Origin of the sequence: Psychrobacter fozii, assembly GCF_003217155.1 — a bacterium.
In the GTDB taxonomy this organism is placed as follows: domain Bacteria; phylum Pseudomonadota; class Gammaproteobacteria; order Pseudomonadales; family Moraxellaceae; genus Psychrobacter; species Psychrobacter fozii.
In genome coordinates this window covers 205,088-225,076 of sequence record NZ_QJSU01000005.1, presented here as the reverse complement: position 1 = coordinate 225,076, position 19,989 = coordinate 205,088, and the positions used below count along the sequence as shown (strand labels likewise).

General features: G+C 42.3%; 15 protein-coding genes. 4 read left to right on the top strand and 11 right to left on the bottom strand.

Annotation, left to right across the window (positions count from 1 at the left end; genetic code table 11):
- Positions 1-138: 138 nt before the first annotated feature.
- Positions 139-1,596, top strand: coding sequence for an anion permease (locus DFP82_RS08435; protein ID WP_110923285.1), 1,458 nt, complete (start codon positions 139-141; stop codon positions 1,594-1,596).
- Between the two features lie 501 nt (positions 1,597-2,097).
- On the opposite strand, the gene DFP82_RS08430 is transcribed toward DFP82_RS08435, so the two are convergent.
- From DFP82_RS08430 to trmB, 3 genes are all read right to left on the bottom strand, one after another.
- The gene (locus tag DFP82_RS08430; RefSeq protein ID WP_110923284.1) at positions 2,098-3,249 is read right to left on the bottom strand and encodes a regulatory protein RecX; all 1,152 of its coding nucleotides are present in this window, start codon (positions 3,247-3,249) and stop codon (positions 2,098-2,100) included.
- Positions 3,250-3,289: 40 nt separating this feature from the next.
- Positions 3,290-4,348, bottom strand: coding sequence for a recombinase RecA (gene recA / locus DFP82_RS08425; RefSeq protein ID WP_110923283.1), 1,059 nt, complete (start codon positions 4,346-4,348; stop codon positions 3,290-3,292).
- Positions 4,349-5,384: 1,036 nt separating this feature from the next.
- Positions 5,385-6,206 (bottom strand): tRNA (guanosine(46)-N7)-methyltransferase TrmB, encoded by an 822-nt coding sequence (trmB, locus tag DFP82_RS08420; protein ID WP_425450602.1) that lies wholly within the window; start codon positions 6,204-6,206, stop codon positions 5,385-5,387.
- Positions 6,207-6,535: 329 nt separating this feature from the next.
- Between trmB and DFP82_RS08415 the strand changes: the two genes are divergently transcribed.
- Complete coding sequence (locus tag DFP82_RS08415) at positions 6,536-7,465, top strand: DUF2628 domain-containing protein (protein ID WP_110923281.1); 930 nt, start codon at positions 6,536-6,538, stop codon at positions 7,463-7,465.
- A 12-nt stretch (positions 7,466-7,477) separates the two neighbouring features.
- On the opposite strand, the gene DFP82_RS08410 is transcribed toward DFP82_RS08415, so the two are convergent.
- From DFP82_RS08410 to gmk, 8 genes are all read right to left on the bottom strand, one after another.
- On the bottom strand, positions 7,478-9,364 hold the full coding sequence (locus tag DFP82_RS08410) for a monovalent cation:proton antiporter-2 (CPA2) family protein (protein ID WP_110923280.1): 1,887 nt from the start codon (positions 9,362-9,364) through the stop codon (positions 7,478-7,480).
- Between the two features lie 77 nt (positions 9,365-9,441).
- A complete protein-coding gene (locus DFP82_RS08405; protein WP_110923279.1) occupies positions 9,442-10,146 on the bottom strand; it encodes a hypothetical protein in 705 nt (234 codons plus the stop codon).
- Positions 10,147-10,355: 209 nt separating this feature from the next.
- Complete coding sequence (locus tag DFP82_RS08400) at positions 10,356-11,507, bottom strand: cation diffusion facilitator family transporter (protein ID WP_110923278.1); 1,152 nt, start codon at positions 11,505-11,507, stop codon at positions 10,356-10,358.
- 90 nt (positions 11,508-11,597) lie between these two features.
- Entirely contained in the window at positions 11,598-13,895 is a 2,298-nt protein-coding gene (locus tag DFP82_RS08395) for a primosomal protein N' (protein ID WP_110923277.1), read from the bottom strand.
- Between the two features lie 142 nt (positions 13,896-14,037).
- Positions 14,038-14,418, bottom strand: coding sequence for a RidA family protein (locus DFP82_RS08390; protein WP_110923276.1), 381 nt, complete (start codon positions 14,416-14,418; stop codon positions 14,038-14,040).
- A 363-nt stretch (positions 14,419-14,781) separates the two neighbouring features.
- Positions 14,782-16,980, bottom strand: coding sequence for a RelA/SpoT family protein (locus tag DFP82_RS08385; protein ID WP_110923275.1), 2,199 nt, complete (start codon positions 16,978-16,980; stop codon positions 14,782-14,784).
- 333 nt (positions 16,981-17,313) lie between these two features.
- Positions 17,314-17,574 (bottom strand): DNA-directed RNA polymerase subunit omega, encoded by a 261-nt coding sequence (gene rpoZ / locus DFP82_RS08380; RefSeq protein ID WP_110923274.1) that lies wholly within the window; start codon positions 17,572-17,574, stop codon positions 17,314-17,316.
- Positions 17,575-17,761: 187 nt separating this feature from the next.
- Positions 17,762-18,388, bottom strand: a complete 627-nt coding sequence (gene gmk / locus DFP82_RS08375) for a guanylate kinase (RefSeq protein ID WP_110923273.1) — start codon at positions 18,386-18,388, stop codon at positions 17,762-17,764.
- 323 nt (positions 18,389-18,711) lie between these two features.
- Between gmk and ispH the strand changes: the two genes are divergently transcribed.
- Together ispH and DFP82_RS08365 are read left to right on the top strand one after the other, a co-directional pair.
- On the top strand, positions 18,712-19,668 hold the full coding sequence (ispH, locus tag DFP82_RS08370; protein WP_110923272.1) for a 4-hydroxy-3-methylbut-2-enyl diphosphate reductase: 957 nt from the start codon (positions 18,712-18,714) through the stop codon (positions 19,666-19,668).
- 59 nt (positions 19,669-19,727) lie between these two features.
- Complete coding sequence (locus tag DFP82_RS08365) at positions 19,728-19,973, top strand: hypothetical protein (protein WP_110923271.1); 246 nt, start codon at positions 19,728-19,730, stop codon at positions 19,971-19,973.
- The last annotated feature ends 16 nt before the right edge of the window (positions 19,974-19,989 follow it).

Here is a 19,989-nt window from a genome sequence, read left to right as displayed (position 1 = left end):
AACGTAAGAATTCTATAAATCTTATAAAATAGTTAAGATGACAACTTAAGTGATGACGGTAATACCTGTCACACTAAGAGTATTGAATGAAAGGTATATCCATTTGTTCGTTCAATAATTTTATAAGGATTATTATTTATGCCATTTAAGCCTGTTCAAGCGGCTATCGCTATTTTAGTTGGTTTGATAATTTGGTTTGTCATCCCAGTGCCGACGGGTGTCACACCAGAAGCGTGGCATATGCTAGCACTATTCATCGCGACCATTGTTGCTATCATAGGAAAGGCATTACCTATTGGTGCTATTGCTATTATTGCCGTGACTTTAGTGGCATTGACAGGCGTCACAAGTGATAGTCCAAAGCAAGCCATCAGCGATGCGTTATCAAGCTACTCAAGCCCTTTGATTTGGCTCATTGGTATTGCAGTTATGATATCGCGTGGGTTGATAAAGACAGGGTTGGGTCGCCGTATTGCTTACTATTTCATCTCTATCTTTGGTAAAAAAACCATTGGCGTGGCTTATTCCTTGGCCGCTGCTGAGCTGATGGTCGCACCCATCACACCGTCTAATACGGCACGTGGTGGTGGTATTATTCATCCTATCATGAAATCCATTGCACAAAGTTTTCATTCGACGCCAGAAGAAGGCACTCAAAATAAAATTGGTCGCTATTTGGCGATGGTGAATTACCACGCCAATCCTATTACCTCTGGTATGTTTATTACTGCAACAGCTCCCAACCCTTTAGTTGTAGAGCTGGTGAATAAAGCGACGGGTGGCGATATTCAGCTGTCGTGGACGACATGGGCAGTGGCGATGTTTATCCCTGGTATGCTGTGTCTGATCGTCATGCCATTAGTTATTTACCTGATTTATCCTCCTGATGTCAAAGCAACACCTGATGCCAAAAAATTCGCAAAAGATAATCTAACAGAAATGGGCCAAATCAGCACCCACGAAAAGATAATGCTCGGTGTATTTGGTCTTATGTTGGTATTGTGGGCTAATATTCCTGCGTTAATTTTGGGTGAGCAGTATAGCGTTGATGCCACCACAACCGCCTTTATTGGCTTGACGACATTGATATTGACTGGTGTATTGACGTGGGATGACATTCTAAAAGAGAAGTCTGCATGGGACACCATTGTTTGGTTCGGTGCACTGATTATGATGGCCGCTTATCTGAACAAGCTTGGTTTGATTAGCTGGTTCGCGGGCAATATTGAGTCTCTTATTGGAACGACTGGGGTAGGTTGGATAGGCGCAGTGACAATTCTGACCTTAGTCTATTTATATATACACTATTTTTTCGCTAGTACTACCGCCCATATTACCGCACTATTTGCAGCATTTTATGCGGTTGGCCTGACACTAGGCGCGCCGCCAATGTTATATGCTTTAATCTTAGCTGCAGCGGGTAATATCATGATGACCTTGACCCATTATGCGACTGGTACGGCCCCTGTAATTTTTAACTCTGGCTATGTGACGCTAAAAGAGTGGTGGAGTATTGGTGCGATTATGAGCGTGGTTAACTTAGTCATTTGGATAGGTGCTGGTTTAATTTGGTGGAAAGTGCTTGGTTATTATTAATAAGCCATCTAAATCTATAGGCATTCCACTATAAAAGTATTACCGCGTTAACTTTGCTTGAAGTATTTAATATACATCTACACTCGGTTACCTTGTACTACTTTTAAATTGAATCGACTACATTGTTTTACCTAGGGCGTGTCTTCATTTTAAAAATGGTGATAAAAGTGAAATAAATTGCCGTCAAACAAGAAAAATAGTGCAGATAATATCGGGATATTAACTAGGGCGTGTCATCAATTAGCACATTAATAAATTTAGTGGCCTTAAAATGGCTAAATCTTGCTAAACATCGTCAGCAATTTTGCCAATATGTTCATATTGATGGCAATTTTTTCCTTGTTTATCTACAATTTTTCTCATTTTAAGCCTCACAATCTAATTGATGACACGCCCTAGCTATTTGACGTAGTTTGGCAAGATTTAACCATTTTTAGCCCATTTAGATGACTATCGAGTGAATTGAAGACACGCCCTAGTCAATATATAGGTGAGTGTTGGCTAAAAACGCTCATCTAACGTGTCCAGTGTATAGTTAAGCGCGGCAAAACATATATCAGTATTGAATCCTCTATATTGTAGAAACCGCAGCTGCCTGGCTTTGTATTTTTGTTCAATAGGTATGTCATCGCCGTATTTTTTGGTACGTGCTGTGACAGCCAATTTCAGCCAATCTACACCATCGACCAAGTTGTCATCATTGTCATCTACAAATTCGCTAAATTCCTCTGACTCAGTATTGGCCATATCAATCAGCTCATCGATATTACCAGGCATAGTAATCTTCTTACGATAAAATTCTTGCTTAATACGACCGCGTCCACGGCCTTTACGAATATTTTCACGTATTAGCATTAGGGTAGTGCGGTAATCGCTTTGATAGCCTTTTTCCTCGAATTCATCAAGGAGCGCATCAACTTTCTCTGGATCTTGTTCCTTATCGATAAGTTTCTGCTTCAGCTCAGCTTTACCATATTCACGGCGCGACAAATAATAAAATGCCAACCAACGTAAGCGGCTTTCGGCTTTAATCGCATCGATCTCTGCTTGCTTTTGTTCAGGTGTACGCAAATACGCTTTGAGGGCAGCTGGTATATTATCGTTTTGATTGTCTATGTCGTTATCATCAATAGTCGAAAGCTCAGCTTCATTTTTTGATTTTCTCAAAGACGGATCAGTGCTACGACCAGTATCTGTTGCTAAGCTATTATCTGTCTCATCTCCATGAATGCTGTGTTTGACCTCTGCTAGCATCTCTTTAATACTTTGCGCTTCAGGTGGCAGATAAGTAGGCACATCACTAGGCTCAGGGCTAAAATTAGCCGCTGGATGAAAGCGTTTTTCACGTTTCTGACGCTTTTTAGGTTTGGACGTTTTTTGATTGATAGAGGAAGAGAAGAGTGGATTGCTTGAGTCTATATCAGCAGTAGAATCACTAATTAACGAGCCACTAATTAACGAGTCATTGGTTGATAAGTCATTAACTATAGCGTTATTTTTATTTGAATAGGTAGGTCGCTTGCCATTTTTACGAGGTTTGTGCGGCTCATCTTTGTATGAGTGCTTAGCAGGCTTTTTTGGTTTGGTATTAGGAGAACTCGCTGAATCGGTGTCCGATTCAGCGAGTATTTCAGCTAAGGTTTTAATTTTCATAATAAATCATGATAATTGATAACAGTTATTGATCGTTCCGTTATTGTACAGGTTCAGCGCCTGGTTTTTCTTTGGCTTCGTCAGTCTTTTTATCTTTGGCACTCTTTTTTGACCCAAGTTTTTCGTCGCGAATTTTATCTTCGATTTCTTGAGCAATCACAGGATTCTCTTTTAAGAACAGTACAGAATTGGCTTTGCCTTGACCGATTTTTTCGTCGCCATAGCTGTACCAAGAGCCTGCTTTGCCAACCGCACCAATCTCAACGCCCAAATCAATGACTTCGGCTAAGTGATTGGTACCTTCGCCGTAAGTAATTTCAAATTCGGCTTGGCGGAATGGAGGTGCCATTTTATTTTTGATGACTTTCACACGGGTCTGGTTACCGATGATTTCATCACCATTTTTGACCGCACCAATACGGCGAATGTCCATACGTACAGAGGCGTAGAACTTCAATGCGTTACCACCAGTAGTGGTTTCTGGGCTACCAAACATAACGCCGATTTTCATACGGATTTGGTTGATAAAGACCACCATACAGTTAGAGCGTTTGGCATTACCTGTAATCTTACGTAGTGCTTGGCTCATCAGACGTGCTTGCAGGCCCATGTGTGAGTCGCCCATCTCGCCTTCAATCTCAGCACGCGGCGTCAAGGCTGCAACTGAGTCAATAACGATCATGTCGATGGCCCCTGAACGAACCAACATATCGGTGATTTCAAGTGCTTGTTCGCCATTATCGGGCTGAGATAGCAATAGCTCATCAGTGTTTACACCCAGTTTGCGAGCATAGACAGGATCAAGCGCGTGCTCAGCATCGATAAAGGCACAGGTACCACCTTGCTTTTGGCACTCTGCGATGGCTTGCAGGGTCATGGTCGTTTTACCTGAGCTCTCTGGGCCGTAAATCTCAACGATACGGCCTTTTGGTAGGCCACCAATCCCAAGGGCAATATCTAGGCCTAATGAGCCTGTTGAGACCACATCGACATCCATGATGGCTGCGTCATCGCCTAAATGCATGATGGTGTTTTTACCAAATTGCTTTTCAATTTGACCTAACGCCGCTTTGAGGGCTTTGGCTTTATTGTCGTCCATACTAGATTCCTTATTTTCAATCATTAATGTAAAACTATCAATTTCGGTGTTATACGTAATATATTTGTACGATAGAAAGTAGTGGCTCAATAGGGCGGGTTGCCACTTAAATAGGAAGAAGCGTTCAGCATCTACCTAGGATAAATAGGTTGTCATATCGATGATACAGACAGTAATAGTTAATATGTCACCTTACTATACAGTAAAATCAAATCGTGAGATAAGCAAAAATAAGTTCATAATTAGCAACTGTTGGTATCGATCTGAAGCTATGCTGTACCTGAATATCGCGAAATTTTTCTCTTAAGTACTATTGATTGTGTAGAGTGATTATAACAAATTGCAAAGATTATTTAGTGGGTCGAGTGACGGTAGACGACATTAACTGTCGCATGATATACAGCTGATGGTTTGCCGAAAATAATGAAAATAGGAACTATTATTTTGGACAATATAATGGTACTGTTTGTCAATAGGCTCAAAGGTTGTCCACAGCAGATAAAGCCTAGAAATTCACGTATTGTGAAACATCGCTAACGATAAAATTTTATTTTAAAAATATTAAAAATAATTTCAAGTAGTTGTCATATTAGTATAAATATATGATTTTTAAGTGTTTTTTAATTGTACAAAAAATGAACGATTTTACCTCACCCTTTAAGTTATCTAGGGAAATTCTTGTCAAGTGGTGACTTATACACAGGGTTATCCACAGCTTATGGGGAGAACTCACCAAACCCTTATATCATCGATGTTTGCGTAGATTATTGATATAGAATAATGAAGAATTAATACTATTGTCACAATTGACAAAATATATATTTAGCCATAAATCACATGCTAATGGCTATGTTTCACGTATTAATATTTTATAAGTTTTTTTTATAAAAGTAGTGAAAGCTTCTAAAATAAGGCTTACAGCTGATGATTTATCAAGAATCAATCTGAAAACCAGTAAATGGTCAGTTGTAAAGTAAAAAAAGCGGCTAAATATATTAGCCGCTTTTTTAGATCTATCACAAATATGTTATCAGTATTAATCTTTGATATAGATCAAATCCCAGACACCGTGACCACGTTCGAGGCCACGACGCTCAAACTTAGTCATTGGACGAAAGTCAGGACGATCCGTAAAGTTACCTGCGCCTGCTTGATTGGTCAATCCAGCAAAACCATCCAATACTTCAACCATCCAAAACGCATAATGTTCCCAGTCGGTTGCTGTATGGAACCAGCCGCCTTGTTTTAAGCTGCGCGTAACGATGGTCATACGTTCAGGACTGACGAAACGACGCTTGTAGTGACGCTTCTTTTGCCATGGATCAGGGAAGTAAAGTTGGATACGGTCGACATGATTTTCTGGTAATTGCTTGAGCAACTGAATCGCATCGCCGTTGATGATTTTGACGTTTTTTAAGCCTTCTGTGCCTGCCATATAAGCACATTTACCAATACCAGGCTCATGCACTTCGACGCCAACAAAGTTGCGGCTAGGCTCTGCTGCTGCCATTTCAATAAATGAAACACCCAATCCAAAACCAATCTCTACCGTAAGTGGCGCTTCACTATCGTTAGGACTATCAGCGAATAATGTGCGCAGATTGTCGATACCCTCTAAATCACCATCACCAAAACTGTTATTGACCAAATACTCAGAAAATTCTGGAGCGGTCAGTGCCAGTTCGGCATTTTTATTCATGTGCGTACGTCGTTTCATAAACGTATTGACGATACGAATGTGTTTGCTTTCTTCAGGCGCTATCTCATTACCGACACTGTCATCAATGTCAGTATCAATAGTGCTTTCAATACTGGTGCTAAGGGTTTTTTGCTCATCAGTAGTACTCGTACTATCGATGTTATCGTTAATATCGGGATGTTGACTCATAGGATTGACAAGACTTAATAAAATGGGTGATGTACGCTTATTATAAGTTAAATCTATACAGCTGTGAACGGACAATGCTTTTTTAATACGCTTATGCTCAATCTACCATGAAAGAATCAAAGCGTTAATCTCGTTTGACGTTTTGCAGATATATTCGTACTTGGCTGCCTTGTACTTCTTTTACATTGAATCAACTATATTTATCGGTCACTTACTATTCTGTACAGCGGTTTTGGCGTTATCATATAACATGCGTAATGAATTTAAACTTTTCTTTATAGTAAATAGGGCATCTCACTATGCTATTTATCGAGACAGATTCGCCGCCTCCGTTTTATCAGGATCAGCTGACTGCTGCGAAGCGTAAACAGCTGGATAAGTGGTTTATCGGTCATCGTAGCCAGCACTATTATCTCAAGCGCTTTAAGCAGTTTGATGAGCAAGGTTATTTGTCACCCAAATGGCATTGGGCTGCATTTTTTGTGACTTTCCCTTGGCTACTTTATCGCAAGCGCTATATGGATGCCATTGTATACAGTGTGGCAGGATGGTCGTTCATTCAGTTAAATGTAGCATTGGTGCTAGTTGCCTTTGAATTTGTAGCAATGTCCTATATTCCTGATGCTTATCAGATGGCTACGCGTATAGGTATTGCTGCAGTAATCTGGCTGTTTTGGTCATCTATGGTTGCACGTTGGACAGACGCGTATTATTACCGTATGGCGCGCCGTGAAATTGCCGATGTTGTGGAGGACTATCAGCGCGATGAGAACGCGCAGAAGGCTCACTTGCAGAGGGAAGGTGGAGTAAGTCTGTTTGGACTAGGCTTGGGGTTTGGATTGTTTGCATTTGCTCTAATGGTGATTAAGGTGCAGTTTTTACCGATTATTGCCAAGCCAAAAGCAAATGAAGTAGTGTTTGATGCCTATGATACGATCAAAACGACACAAAATCGTGTGGCATTACTTTATCAGCAAACAGGACAGTGCCCAACTAATTCGTCCTTGAATACGGCAACAGAGCAAGTAAATATCGACATTGATACCACTGCTGCTGGGGTAGCAGAGACTGACTGTGCAGTGATTGCAACGATTCAGAACATCAAGTTTCCGATACGCTATCTGAATGATCAGACACTGGTTTTTTATCATGTGCCAGACAGCGATAGTTGGAACTGTATGACGTCGCTAAATAAACGGCAAGCGCCACAAAGTTGCTTGCCGGAATAGGGCGTTACGCTATTATTTTTTAGTGTCTGTGACGATATCGTCTTTTTCATCGACTGGTGTCGCTTGGCTCTTTAACGCTTCATAAAAGTCAGTCAAATCCATTTTTCGTGCTTTACCAATGTCTTCATCAAATAAGCTTTCAAGCTCTGCCATTGCTGATTGTGCCGATTCGATCATACTGGCTTCATCATCATAAATGGCTTGCTGACGTTCAATCAAATCATCATCATAGTCACGGAAAGTTTGTACCGTCTCACGCGCTTTTTCTGGTGAGATACCGAGCAGCTGTAGCGACTCACGTGACATATCCAAAGACGATAAATAAGTCTCACGCCATATATGACGGACACCCACTTCACGTAGGCGGTAGTAATGTTGACGATCGCGTGCTCGCGCTAGGACAATCACGTCTGGATAGTTTTTACGCAAATATTGAGCGGTCGTGATGGAGCGCTCTAAGTCATCAATAGCGAGAATAAAGACGCGTGCTTTTTTGATACCGGCGGCGCGTAAGATTTCGGGGTTTTTGGGATCACCATAGTAGACTTGGTTACCGAATTTTCGGACAAAATCTACGCGATTTGCGGAGCGTTCAATGGCGGTAAATTCAATATTGTGCATGCGCAACACACGACCGATAATCTGACCAACACGGCCAAATCCGGCAATGATTACCTGATGCTCATGGTCTGGAATGGAATCGTATTCACGGCTTGGTTTGCTCTTAGCAAATAAGGGCTCACCTATCTTTTCTAATAGTAAAAATGCCAATGGCGTGAGTGCCATAGAGATAGTTACAACAAGGTTCAGTGTATTGGCAAGCTCAGGACGCAGGACGTTCTGTGCGGTAGCGACACTAAATAGTACGAAGGCAAATTCACCGCCCTGAGCGAGAGTCACACCGAGTCTGAGACTGGTCGGCCAGCGGTTTCCTAGTACTTTTGCAATTGCTGTGATGACACCAAATTTGATAAACATCAAGCCCATCGCACAACCGATGATAAAGATAGGCTCGGCTAATATAAGTTTGACATCGGTCAGCATCCCAACAGACATAAAGAACAAGCCTAACAGCAGCCCTTTGAAAGGCTCGATACTGGCTTCTAACTCATGGCGATACTCTGAATCCGCTAGCAATACACCAGTTAGGAATGCACCTAATGCCATCGATAGACCAATTTGCCCCATCAAAATAGACACGCCCATCACGATAAATAGTGCGACAGCAGTCAGTAATTCTGACGCGCCACTTGATGCCACAAATTTAAAAAATGGTCGAACAACATAACGGCTGGCAAAGATGAGTCCGGCAAATACGGCAAAAACCTTGCCAAAATAAATCAAATCATAGCTTTGCTCGCGCACCCCTGACAAAAACGGAATAACGGCTAGTAAAGGTATAACGGCAATATCTTGGAATAACAAGATAGTAAAAGCTTCTCGACCATGGGTACTCGCAAGCTGCTGCTTTTCAGTCAATATCTGTAATACAAACGCAGTAGAAGAGAGGGCAAGGCCAAAGCCTACGATAAAAGCAGTATCCAGTTGTAAGGAGAAGAAATGATGTAAAAGTAACATCAGTAGCGTGCCAGTCAGGCCGACTTGCAAGCCACCAAGTACAAATATGGAGCGCCGTAATGCCCATAGTCGTGAAGGCTGAAGCTCAAGACCAATGATGAATAGCAGCATCACCACGCCAAACTCAGAAAAGTGTAATAAGCTCTCAGCGTCGCCCGCTACATCTAAGCCACTGGGGCCTAATATCAGACCTGTGATGAGATAACCTAAGACCGTCGCAATACCAAATCGTTTACCAAGGGGTACAAAGAGCAGTGCTGCTCCTAAGAAGATTGTAGCTTGTAACATTAAATTTGGTGAGCCGGCGGCGGCAGCAAGCATCTGATATCCTTAAGATGTGGTAATAAGACAAACAATATAAAGTGGCTATGGTGAAAATAATATAGCGTCAACGTAGGTTATTTTTTACGGTAAATCTTCCAAATGCCATTATCAGCAAGCGGATTGTTATAAGCGTCATTACGGCGCTTACGTGGGGTCTGTCTGCTATCAACTATTTTGAAGTCAGGTAAAGCATGGACGATGAGTCCAGTACGATAAAAGCGCACCCGTTCAGGCTCTAGTATTTCACCTTTATTATCACGGCAAAACACATAAGCGCGCAGATCAATAAACTCACGGTGCGCAACCAAACGTGCCTCATCATCGTTATCGAATACTGCTGACATACGCGCAATTTCATCAGCACTATAATCACCGCATTTATCCGTCAGCGCACCCACTGAACCAAAGCTTTTAGATTCTTTGGCCCGAGTCTTGGTTAAATGTAGACGCTGAACGTGATAGATAAACTGCGGAATCTCAAGGCTGGCTGGTAGCGGTAGATAGTCGGGCGGTAGATTGGCTGCAGGGTAAAATGCCATCGCGCGCTCAAGTATCGTTTGCCAGCGCTGTTGGTAGGCTTGGACTTCTGCCAAGTTACCTTCATAAATAGGCATGTCACGAATTTGACGCAAAATATCAGGTGGAAATTGCTCATCACGAAAGCTCGCAATATCTTCTTGCAGCGTTGATAGCAAAACTTTGGCGTGTTTTTTGCCATCTTTTGAAGTGGGATCGTCGATATAGTCAGGGGCGACAAAGGGCGCTGAGCGTCTAGACATAATGGTATATCTTCAATAGATCGTGAATAAGTTTTTTAAGTCTTAAGTATACAGAATTTCTATTAAAAATATGGCAACGAGATTCAATTTTTCATTATTTGTGACATGCCATTACATTGATAGAAACTAGTGTGACATGAATTTGAGACTTTTTATTTGTTAATATTTACTTATTTTATATTCATTTGCTTGTTATAAATGGATCATAGTCAATGGTTATGTCCGATGTAACTATTGCTATCAGTTGCTTGTTCGGAAATATCGCAGACCAATGCATCGCTATGTGACTTAATCTGCGGGTGCGATGAGCTTTCGACTTGGATGGTAGCGTGATGTATGCCAAGCGTGAGCAAGCGTTGTTCTAAATTGGCAATCAATAGGCTTGATTCGTGAATATTCATCTCACCATCGACGACAACATGACAAGATAAGGCATTGAGACCACTGGTAATACTCCAAACATGCAGGTCATGGACTTTTTGTACCTGTGGATGGGCAATCAATGTTTGCTCAACGGTTATCAATGATATCCCCGTTGGCGTACCTTCCATCAAGATATGTACAGAGTCACGAACAACGCGGTAACCACTAAAGAGAATCAGAATAGCAACGATGATTGACGCTGCCGCATCTGCCCATACCCAACCAAAACTCATCATCAATAGTGCTGCAACAATCGCAGCAACTGATCCCATTAAATCACTTAATACATGTAGGTAAGCACTTTGCATATTGAGGTTAACGGGTTCTTTCGTATCAGCTATATTGTTTATTGCTTTAGTATCATGTCCCTCATGACTATGACCATGTGCCTCTCCATTATGGCTACCTCGGTGCATCAGCCATGCGACCAAAATATTCACAAGCATACCGATAGTCGCGATGATAAGCATACCCTGAGTAGCAATGTCAGGAGGAGCGTTAAAGCGTTTAATCGCTTCATAAAAAATCATTAATGCAATAATCACGAGCGTAGCGCCATTGACGGTCGCGACCAATATCTCAAAGCGTTTATAGCCAAAAGTCTTTTGATGAGTGGCTGCTCTTTCGCCAATTTTGAATGCCATCAAGGTGGCGCCAAGTGCGACTGCGTCGCTGAGCATATGGCCTGCATCAGACAATAGCGCTAAACTACCAGTGAGCCAGCCACCAATGGCCTCAACGAACATGTAGCCAGTGATGATAACGAAGCTAAATAGTAACGTACGTTGATAGCCTTTGGTATCTTGCGGTGAAGTTGAATGCTCTAAGTGTAAATCATGATCATGAGAGTTTTGTTCATTATGCTGATGTTCGTGCGTATCAGCAGCACTCTGATGCGTATCATTGGTTGCATTAGCCTTTGAATCTTCTGTAGTCATAACAACCCTCAAGTTCTCTGACATTGAATTCGATCATCAATGTTTGCTTTACATAGTGTAGCGAAGCGATAGGTATTTAGGGTATTTAGGTTACCAACCAACTGGGTCAATGTCTAAGGTAAGCTTAAGGTACTTTGCATTTGGCAAGGCCAGTACTGGCTCCCACCATTGATTAAGTACATGGTGTAATTGGCGTCTATCTTTGGCTAAGAGCAGGAGTTGCGCATGGTAACGACTGTTCTTTTTACTCATCGGTGCATCGATAGGACCAAGCACAGCAAGGTTATGTGCGTTCGGTAGAATACTAATTGCATCTTTTAGCGCTTGAGTGGTGGCGGCAAGTGTCTTACCTTCACAGCGTATCAATGCAGCATGAGTATGAGGCGGCAGTCCCATCATTTTACGCTCTTGTAGTAGTTCGCGCGCAAATGATAAATATCCATCCTTCACCAGCTTCAATAATAGCTCATTATCTGGTTGCAGTGTTTGAATCAGTACTTGCCCAGATTTATCACCGCGTCCAGCGCGCCCAGCCACTTGAATCATGAGCTGTGCAGTATGCTCAGGTGAGCGAAAATCTGCTGATAAAAAGCCACGATCAGCGTTAGGCAAACAGACGAGTGTGACATTAGGGAAGTGATGACCTTTTGCGACCATTTGTGTGCCGACTAATATGGCAGGAGTGCCTTCGTTGATACGTTGGTAGATGTTTTCCCAGCTGTCTTTACGTCTTGTGGTATCACGGTCTATCTGAATAATGGGGTATAGCTCTTTACTGGTTTGCGGATTGGCAAAAATAGCATGTAGGTTTTCGCTAAGCCTAGTGGTTCCCATGCCTTTCGCATCCAAATTTTGACTACCGCAATCAGGACATACAGTAGGAATATAGGATTGCCAGTCGCAATGGTGACATTTTAAATAAGAGTTGCTGACGTAAGTGTTATGTTGAGACTGACTATTATAATGAACGGTTAAATGAGCATCACAGCGCGGACAGTCGGCCTGCCAACCACAAGCCTCGCATAATAAGACAGGCGCATAGCCGCGACGGTTTAAGAATATCAATACCTGATTGCCCGCTTCTAGTGTTTTTCGTATTGCCCCAATTAATGCATCCGTTAAACCTGTATCGTAGCGAGCGCCATCGTCTTGTGCTTGCTGATGGGTGCTTTGCAGGCGGGCATCGATGAGTTGCATGGTGGCAGGCTTGGCATTGCCAGGACGAGTGAGCAGTTGACACTCTACAAGTTTGCCGTCATCGACCAATTTTAGATGTTCAAGAGAAGGAGTGGCAGTACCTAGCACAACTGGAATATTGGCTTGTAGCCCGCGATATAATGCAACGTCAGCGGCATGATAACGCAGTGTGTCTTGTTGCTTGTAGGAACCATCATGTGCTTCATCGACGACAATTAATCCCAAATTTGCAAAGGGATACAGTACTGATGAGCGTGTACCAATGATGATTTGTGCATGACCGGTGCGACAGTCTTGCCATCCCTGCAAACGATGGGTATTGTTCATCCCTGAATGTAGCAAGACAATATGTGCTGCAAATCGACTAGCAAATCGTGCACGAGTCTGCGGCGTCAATCCAATCTCGGGCACCAAAATCAAGACTTGCTTGCCGGCTTCTAATACTGCCTGCATCGCTTGTAGATAGACTTCGGTCTTACCGCTACCGGTGATACCGTTTAGCAAAAATCCTGTATAGCAGCCAGATTCATGTGCAGCGACGATGGCTTCAACAGCAAGCTTCTGCTCATCGTTGAGATCAAGTGGCATCTTTGCGAGCTTAACAGGCACAGGTGCTTGTTTGGGCTCAATATAGCGCTCGATAAGTCCTTTTTCTTCCAGCGTTTTTAAGAACGCTCTTTGCATACCTTCTAATAACAGCACATCTTCACTTGCGCCGCGCTCGCCATGTAGCTTGAGCATATCAAATTGTTGCTTCTGCTTTTTTGCATTGGTATGAAAGTCATCGTCAGTGATATAGGGCAGAATTCGCCAATGGGTAATCAGCAGATCTAACGGCTTACCCTGACGAACGAGGGTTGGCAAGATGACTGCTAACACGTCGCCGAGGGGGTAGTGATAATAACGCGATAGCCAAGAAGCGAGCTTCAGCATACGGTCATCTAAAATAGGCTCAGCATCCAAGCATTTATTGATAGGCTTGAGCTTATTGAGTGGCACGCTACTATCGGCTTCGGAGATATGAGCCACGACGATACCGATTAGAGTCTGACGACCGAAAGACACTTCGGCGCGGCTACCAATAGGCGGTATAGATGGGGGAATTGTATTTGGCAAAGCATGCGCATTTGCTGGTAGGCTATAGTCAAATACCCGATAAAGGGGCACGGGCAGAGCAACTTGTACCAACATAAAAGGCTTCGCAATTTGATGAGATTGATGTGAAAAAAAGAGACAGAGACTAATAAGCTTAGCATGATGCTAAGCTTATATTGGTTCAATATACAATATTTTATTTAAGCAGAGTCACCATTAAAATTAGTAACTGTCAAAATTAATCAATATATAGAATAGACTCAATCTCAACCACGCCACCTTTAGGTAATGCTGCTACTTGAACTGCTGCACGGGCAGGGTATGGTTCGCTTAAATTGGCAACGAATACTTCGTTTAGAACAGCAAAATCACTCAAATCAGTTAACGACACGTTGAATTTAACCACGTCATTCAAACTGCCGCCAGCAGCTTCACAGATGGCTTTGATGTTTTCGAATACTTGCTCTGCTTGCGCTTTAAAACCTTCTCTTAACTCCATCGTATCAGGATCGAAACCTAACTGACCTGAAATATAGACAGTGTTGCCGACTTTTACGGCTTGTGAGTAAGTACCAACAGCGGCAGGGGCTTTATCAGTTTGGATAGTTTGACGAGTCATATTATGTCCTTTTTATGCTTTTTGGTTTGGTTGATAATGGCGTATAGTCATTTCGTAGATTTCAGTATAAATGACGATTGGCTTTAATTGTAGGTGCTAAAAATCAAGTAAAACAGTTTATCATTATTTAAGAGTTTTCTAAAATTGCTGAAGAAAGTATTCAACGCTTTCTTAATCAAGTTTTAACGATAAGTCATCGCTCTGATAACCTATTCAAGATGACCTATATACGACGTAAAAACAACTCAGACGCTATGCTTATAAATAATAAAGGTCTTATAAATAACAAAGGCTAGTGCAGGTACTATAAATAGTAGGCTGAACGAGCCTGATGCTGTATCTGATTTATATCAATTGACTATATTATAGTTGATATAGGCGTATGATATTAGGAAAGCCAAGTAATGAGCGCAGCTCTCGAATACCTTGTGCTAAATGATTGCGACTACGTACAATAATATGGATGATGGTATCACTGTTACGGACATCGACAGTTTCGATACCCATGTTTAATTGACGTAAATGATAAATGACTTCAGTGATTTGTTCGTCGCTGAGAGCAACAGAGAGCTTCAAATAAGCAGGGAAGCGAATTTTGCCAGTGTTTTTAATATTGTATTCATCTGGATCGCCTTGTTTGACCGCTTTATCATTGCGCCAACGTAGCTGAATTACTTGATAAGGGTTGTCCTTACGGATGTCGTCCAAAGAGAAGCATTTGTGTCGATGCACTACCAGACCATGGCGCGATAAATGGCCAACGATAGGATCGCCATAGATAGGATGACAACAGTTGGCAAAATCGAGCTCAACTCCAGAGGCATTTACTATCAGCTGTTGTGGCTGAGTCATGTCATCGCTATGCTCTCGAGCTTGCAAATCATGAACTTCATCGCTGAATAAGCGGGTCACTACGAGTTGCGGTAGTAGGGTGCCAGAGCTTATCTGTTCAAACAGCGCGTCTTTTTCTGTCAGCCCACGCCATTCAGTGAGGTTTTTCCAGTCACTTTCAGTCAAGTCATCCAGACTTTTTTGGTAGGTTCTAAGTGCTCTATCTAGTGCTTGCTGACCATGATGCTGCTTGTCTGCGGCGGATAAGTCTTTAAACCAACGCAAAATCTCTTCACGGGCTTTGTTGGTGACCACAAACCCAAGCCACTCTGCTTTCGGCTCTGAGTGACTGTTGACTTCAATTTCAACCAGCTGTCCATTTTTTACCACGGTGCCAAGTTTGGCAGCTTTGCCCTCGATATTGGCACCAACGGCCACATTACCTACCATGGGTCCGACAGCATAAGCAAAGTCTAGCGCCGTTGCCCCTTGTGGGAGCTCATAAGCACGACCTTTCGGGCTATAGCAGATGATTTTACTGGAGTGTAGATAATCCATCAGCTCATTAATCGTAGCGACGGCTGCTGCAAAATCAGGACTGTGTGCATTTAAATTGTCTTCATCGACCAAGTCTTTCATATTGCGCAGTGATGCTTGAATGACCGATTGACTGACATCGGAGGCATGTTCTGCACCGATGACCCCGAGTCTGGCGGCACTTTGCATTTGCTTGGTCAAAATAGTGACTTTGACCACATCGTTATCGCGCTCATAGATAAGTGTGAGCGATTGATTGCCGCCCGGTAGTGGTCTACGAATATTATCTGCGATATGGGTATCGTCAATTTGGTATTTTTTAATCAGGTAATAAGCGAGTTTGTCACAGGCTTCGATATTATCGAGAATAATCTCAAACGCATAATGACGTAGTAGCGCATTAATCTCGCCACGGTTTCGGAAAAATTGTCGGTATATCACTACTCGATTGTCTAGGACAGTGACCAGTCCATTCAGATCCAAGTTATTGAGTACGATACTCAAATAGCGATGAATGGCTTCTCTTTGAAAGTTACGCCCAAGACCATGTTGTAGTAACTTGTCAGATATCTTGTTATACATGTCAGAGTCAAGATTGCGATAACAAAGTACCTCGATATAATCAGCAATATCATTGAGACCCATGAGCCGTGCAAATGGCACATAAAAATCTAGGGTTTCTTGTGCCGTCGTGCGTTGCTTTTCAGGACGTACCGCATCAAGCGTAGACATATTGTGTAAACGGTCGGCAAGCTTAATAATTAACACACGTGGATCAGCAAGTGTGGCGGTCAAAATCTTATGAAAGGTAGCAGCTTTATTTTGTTGCTTATTATGCGAGGAGGATTTTAGTTTGGTCACACCATCAACCAATCTTGCCACCACGATGCCATAGCGCTGCTCAACTTGCTCATAGCTCACATCAGTATCTTCGACCGTATCATGCAAAATGGCGGCAATAACGGTATCTCGGTCCAATCGAAAACCTGCCAGTATCTCAGCGACTGCAATCGGGTGGGTGATATAAGGTTCCCCTGATTTGCGCTTGTCTTTAATGTGCGCAATATCACCGAACTCACAGGCATCAACAATATCACGGCGTTCAGCGGCAGTGAGATAACCTACTGAGCGCAGCAAATTATATTGAGCGTCATCGACTAGGTGATGACTGAGTTTGGGTAAGGTTTGACTCATAAAGTAACGATCCTATTTTCCATTACCTATTTGCCTGATTGTCTGTCGAGGTAAATGGTGACTGAGTGAATACTATAAAAATCTTGAGAAAAAGATAAAAATGGGTAGCCCATCCTCTAATTAATCGCAAATCACATTCAATGTCAACTGCTAAGCGAGTCGGCGCTATAAAAAATTAAAAATTATAACCCAATGGTAGGTGTTGACGGATAAATAGGGGTTAAAACAGTCCAGTGGCTATCGTTATAATTTATAATCAAAAAACCACAGCATAAGCTGTGGTTTCTATTATAAGCATGTAGTAGCTACATGCTTATTTTAGCAATCAGTTTACTAAAAACTGTGATCGCCTGACAGTGCTAAATCTAGCGAGCTGGTCGCAAAATTATGCTCTGGTTGATTCAGAATATCGCGAGTGATTTTACCAGCGGCAATTTCACGTAATGCCAATACAGTAGGCTTGTCGTTATCGACATCAACCATAGGCTCAGCGAGACCTTTGGCCAATTGACGTGCGCGCTTACTTGCTACTAAAATTAGTTCAAAGCGATTATCAACATTATCCAAACAATCTTCAATCGTCACTCGTGCCATAAATAGCTACCTCGGTTGTTTTTATTAGTCTCGGACTTTACCGCTACTCAATAAAAATAATATCAAAAATATAAAAGGGGAATAGCTAGACATTATAGCATTTTTTGCCCAGTCGCGTAGTTGCTTTTTGCGTATCTGTTTGTCGCTACTTAATTTATGCGCTACTAGGCAGTTATCGGTGCTTGGTTTATACGTCTACGTTGCTGTTGAGCAAGTTGCTAATCGTGCGGTGATAACGCTGCTGCTGGCGAGCGAGAGTCTGTCTATCTGCCACGATAATCGCCTTTAGCTCAGTCAAGGCGACTTCAAAGTTGTCATTAATGATAACAAAGTCGGCGTTCACATACTGCGACATCTCGTTAACTGACCCTGCCAAACGTTGCTCGATAACTTCTATGCTGTCTTGTGCACGAGTCGACAAGCGCTGACGTAAGGTGGCGAGACTGGGCGGCAAGATAAAAACCATCGTCGCGTCAGTAAAGATTTTTTTCACTTGCAATGCGCCTTGCCAATCAATCTCTAAGATGACATCAACGCCTGCCTCTAACTGCGTACGCACGCTTTGTTCTGACGTCCCATAATAGTTACCAAATACTTCTGCGTGTTCTAAAAACTTATTTTCATTGATATCTGCCAAGAAACTATCCACGTCGGTAAAATGATAATGATGACCATCAATCTCGCCAGGACGCGGTGTGCGAGTTGTGTGTGACACACTGACCGTTAAGTCGTTGGTGGTGGCAAGTAACTGCTTAACCAGTGAAGTTTTGCCAGTACCAGAGGCGGCGGTAATAATAAATAATGAACCTGTCATACAATTTGTCCTAATGGAGTGTGTTCTGATAAACAATTAAAGACTGGTAAAAATAAAAATCGTCATCATACAAGGCGATAGAAGCTATGTGAAGTAAGTCATTATAAACTGCTTTTATGGCTTTTATTTTAATTAAAGCCATTCTTGTCCAGACGCTACTGTTATATCAGTGAGTTGTATCACTCATTGCTATTAGTACATGCTATTTTCAAGAGCAATAAAAGCAAATTATGCTAAAGTAGCAGAATGAATTCATCCCAATATTTGAATTGAAGCTTTTAAAATAAGCTTTAACTATAAATTATCTAATGATAGGCCTTCTTATGCAAATTTATCTTGCCAATCCACGTGGATTTTGTGCTGGTGTGGATCGCGCGATTGCGATTGTGAACGAAGCATTGACACGTTTTGAGCCACCCATTTATGTTCGCCACGAGGTGGTACACAACAAATTTGTGGTTTCTGACTTGGCCAATCGTGGTGCGGTATTCGTCGAAGAGCTTCACGAAGTTCCAGATGGCTCTATTGTTATTTTCTCTGCTCACGGCGTGTCAAAAGCGGTGGAAGATGAGGCTGAACGTCGTGATTTAACGGTATTTGATGCTACGTGTCCGCTAGTGACCAAGGTACACATTGAGGTCGCTAAGTTTGCACAAGATGGGATGGATGCGGTATTGATTGGTCACGCTGGGCACCCTGAAGTGGAAGGCACGATGGGACGCTTTAACCGTCGCCATGGTGGTCATATTCATTTGGTTGAAGATGAAAGCGATGTCGCGGCATTGACTGTACAGGATCCTGAGCGTCTAGCATTTGTCACTCAAACCACCCTATCTATGGATGACACGGCACGCGTTATCGATGCGTTACGTGAGAAGTTCCCTAGTATTCAAGGTCCACGTAAAGACGATATCTGCTATGCCACCCAAAACCGCCAAGATGCGGTAAAAGACTTAGCCAGCCGCTGTGAGGTGGTCTTGGTCGTTGGCTCACCAAACTCATCGAATTCTAACCGTCTGCGTGAGTTAGCAGAGCGTATGAACTGCCACGCTTATTTGATAGATAATGCCAGTGAAATGGACAGAAGCTGGTTAGAGGGTGTGCAGAGTATAGGTGTGACTGCTGGTGCGTCAGCGCCTGAAGTATTGATTCAAGAAGTACTACAACAGCTCCAAGACTGGGGTGGCGACCTGCCTAGCGAGTTATCAGGTATTGAAGAAAACGTGATATTTAGCTTGCCCAAAGCGCTACGTATTCCGATTACCCAAGTCGGTAAGTAGCGTAAAATCAGCTACTATGAAAGTTCACGATTAAAATAACCTACTATGAGCACAGTAGAATGAACAAGCAAAACAATAAATTTGTACTAGCAACTGCCACTCTCGCTGAAGTTAATAAGCAATTAAAAATTAATATGCTGGTGACTGTGGTAGTAGCATTTGTGTTGTTTATGAACATGATGAAATTTATGTCAGAAAAAACATTTTTTTATGCAGCACTCGTCGTGCTGATGATTTTTTTATTATTTTTCATAAGAAAAGCTCGTAATATCCTCATGCTAAGAAAGCAAGAGCTTACTCAATAAAACAAAAACAAAAAAT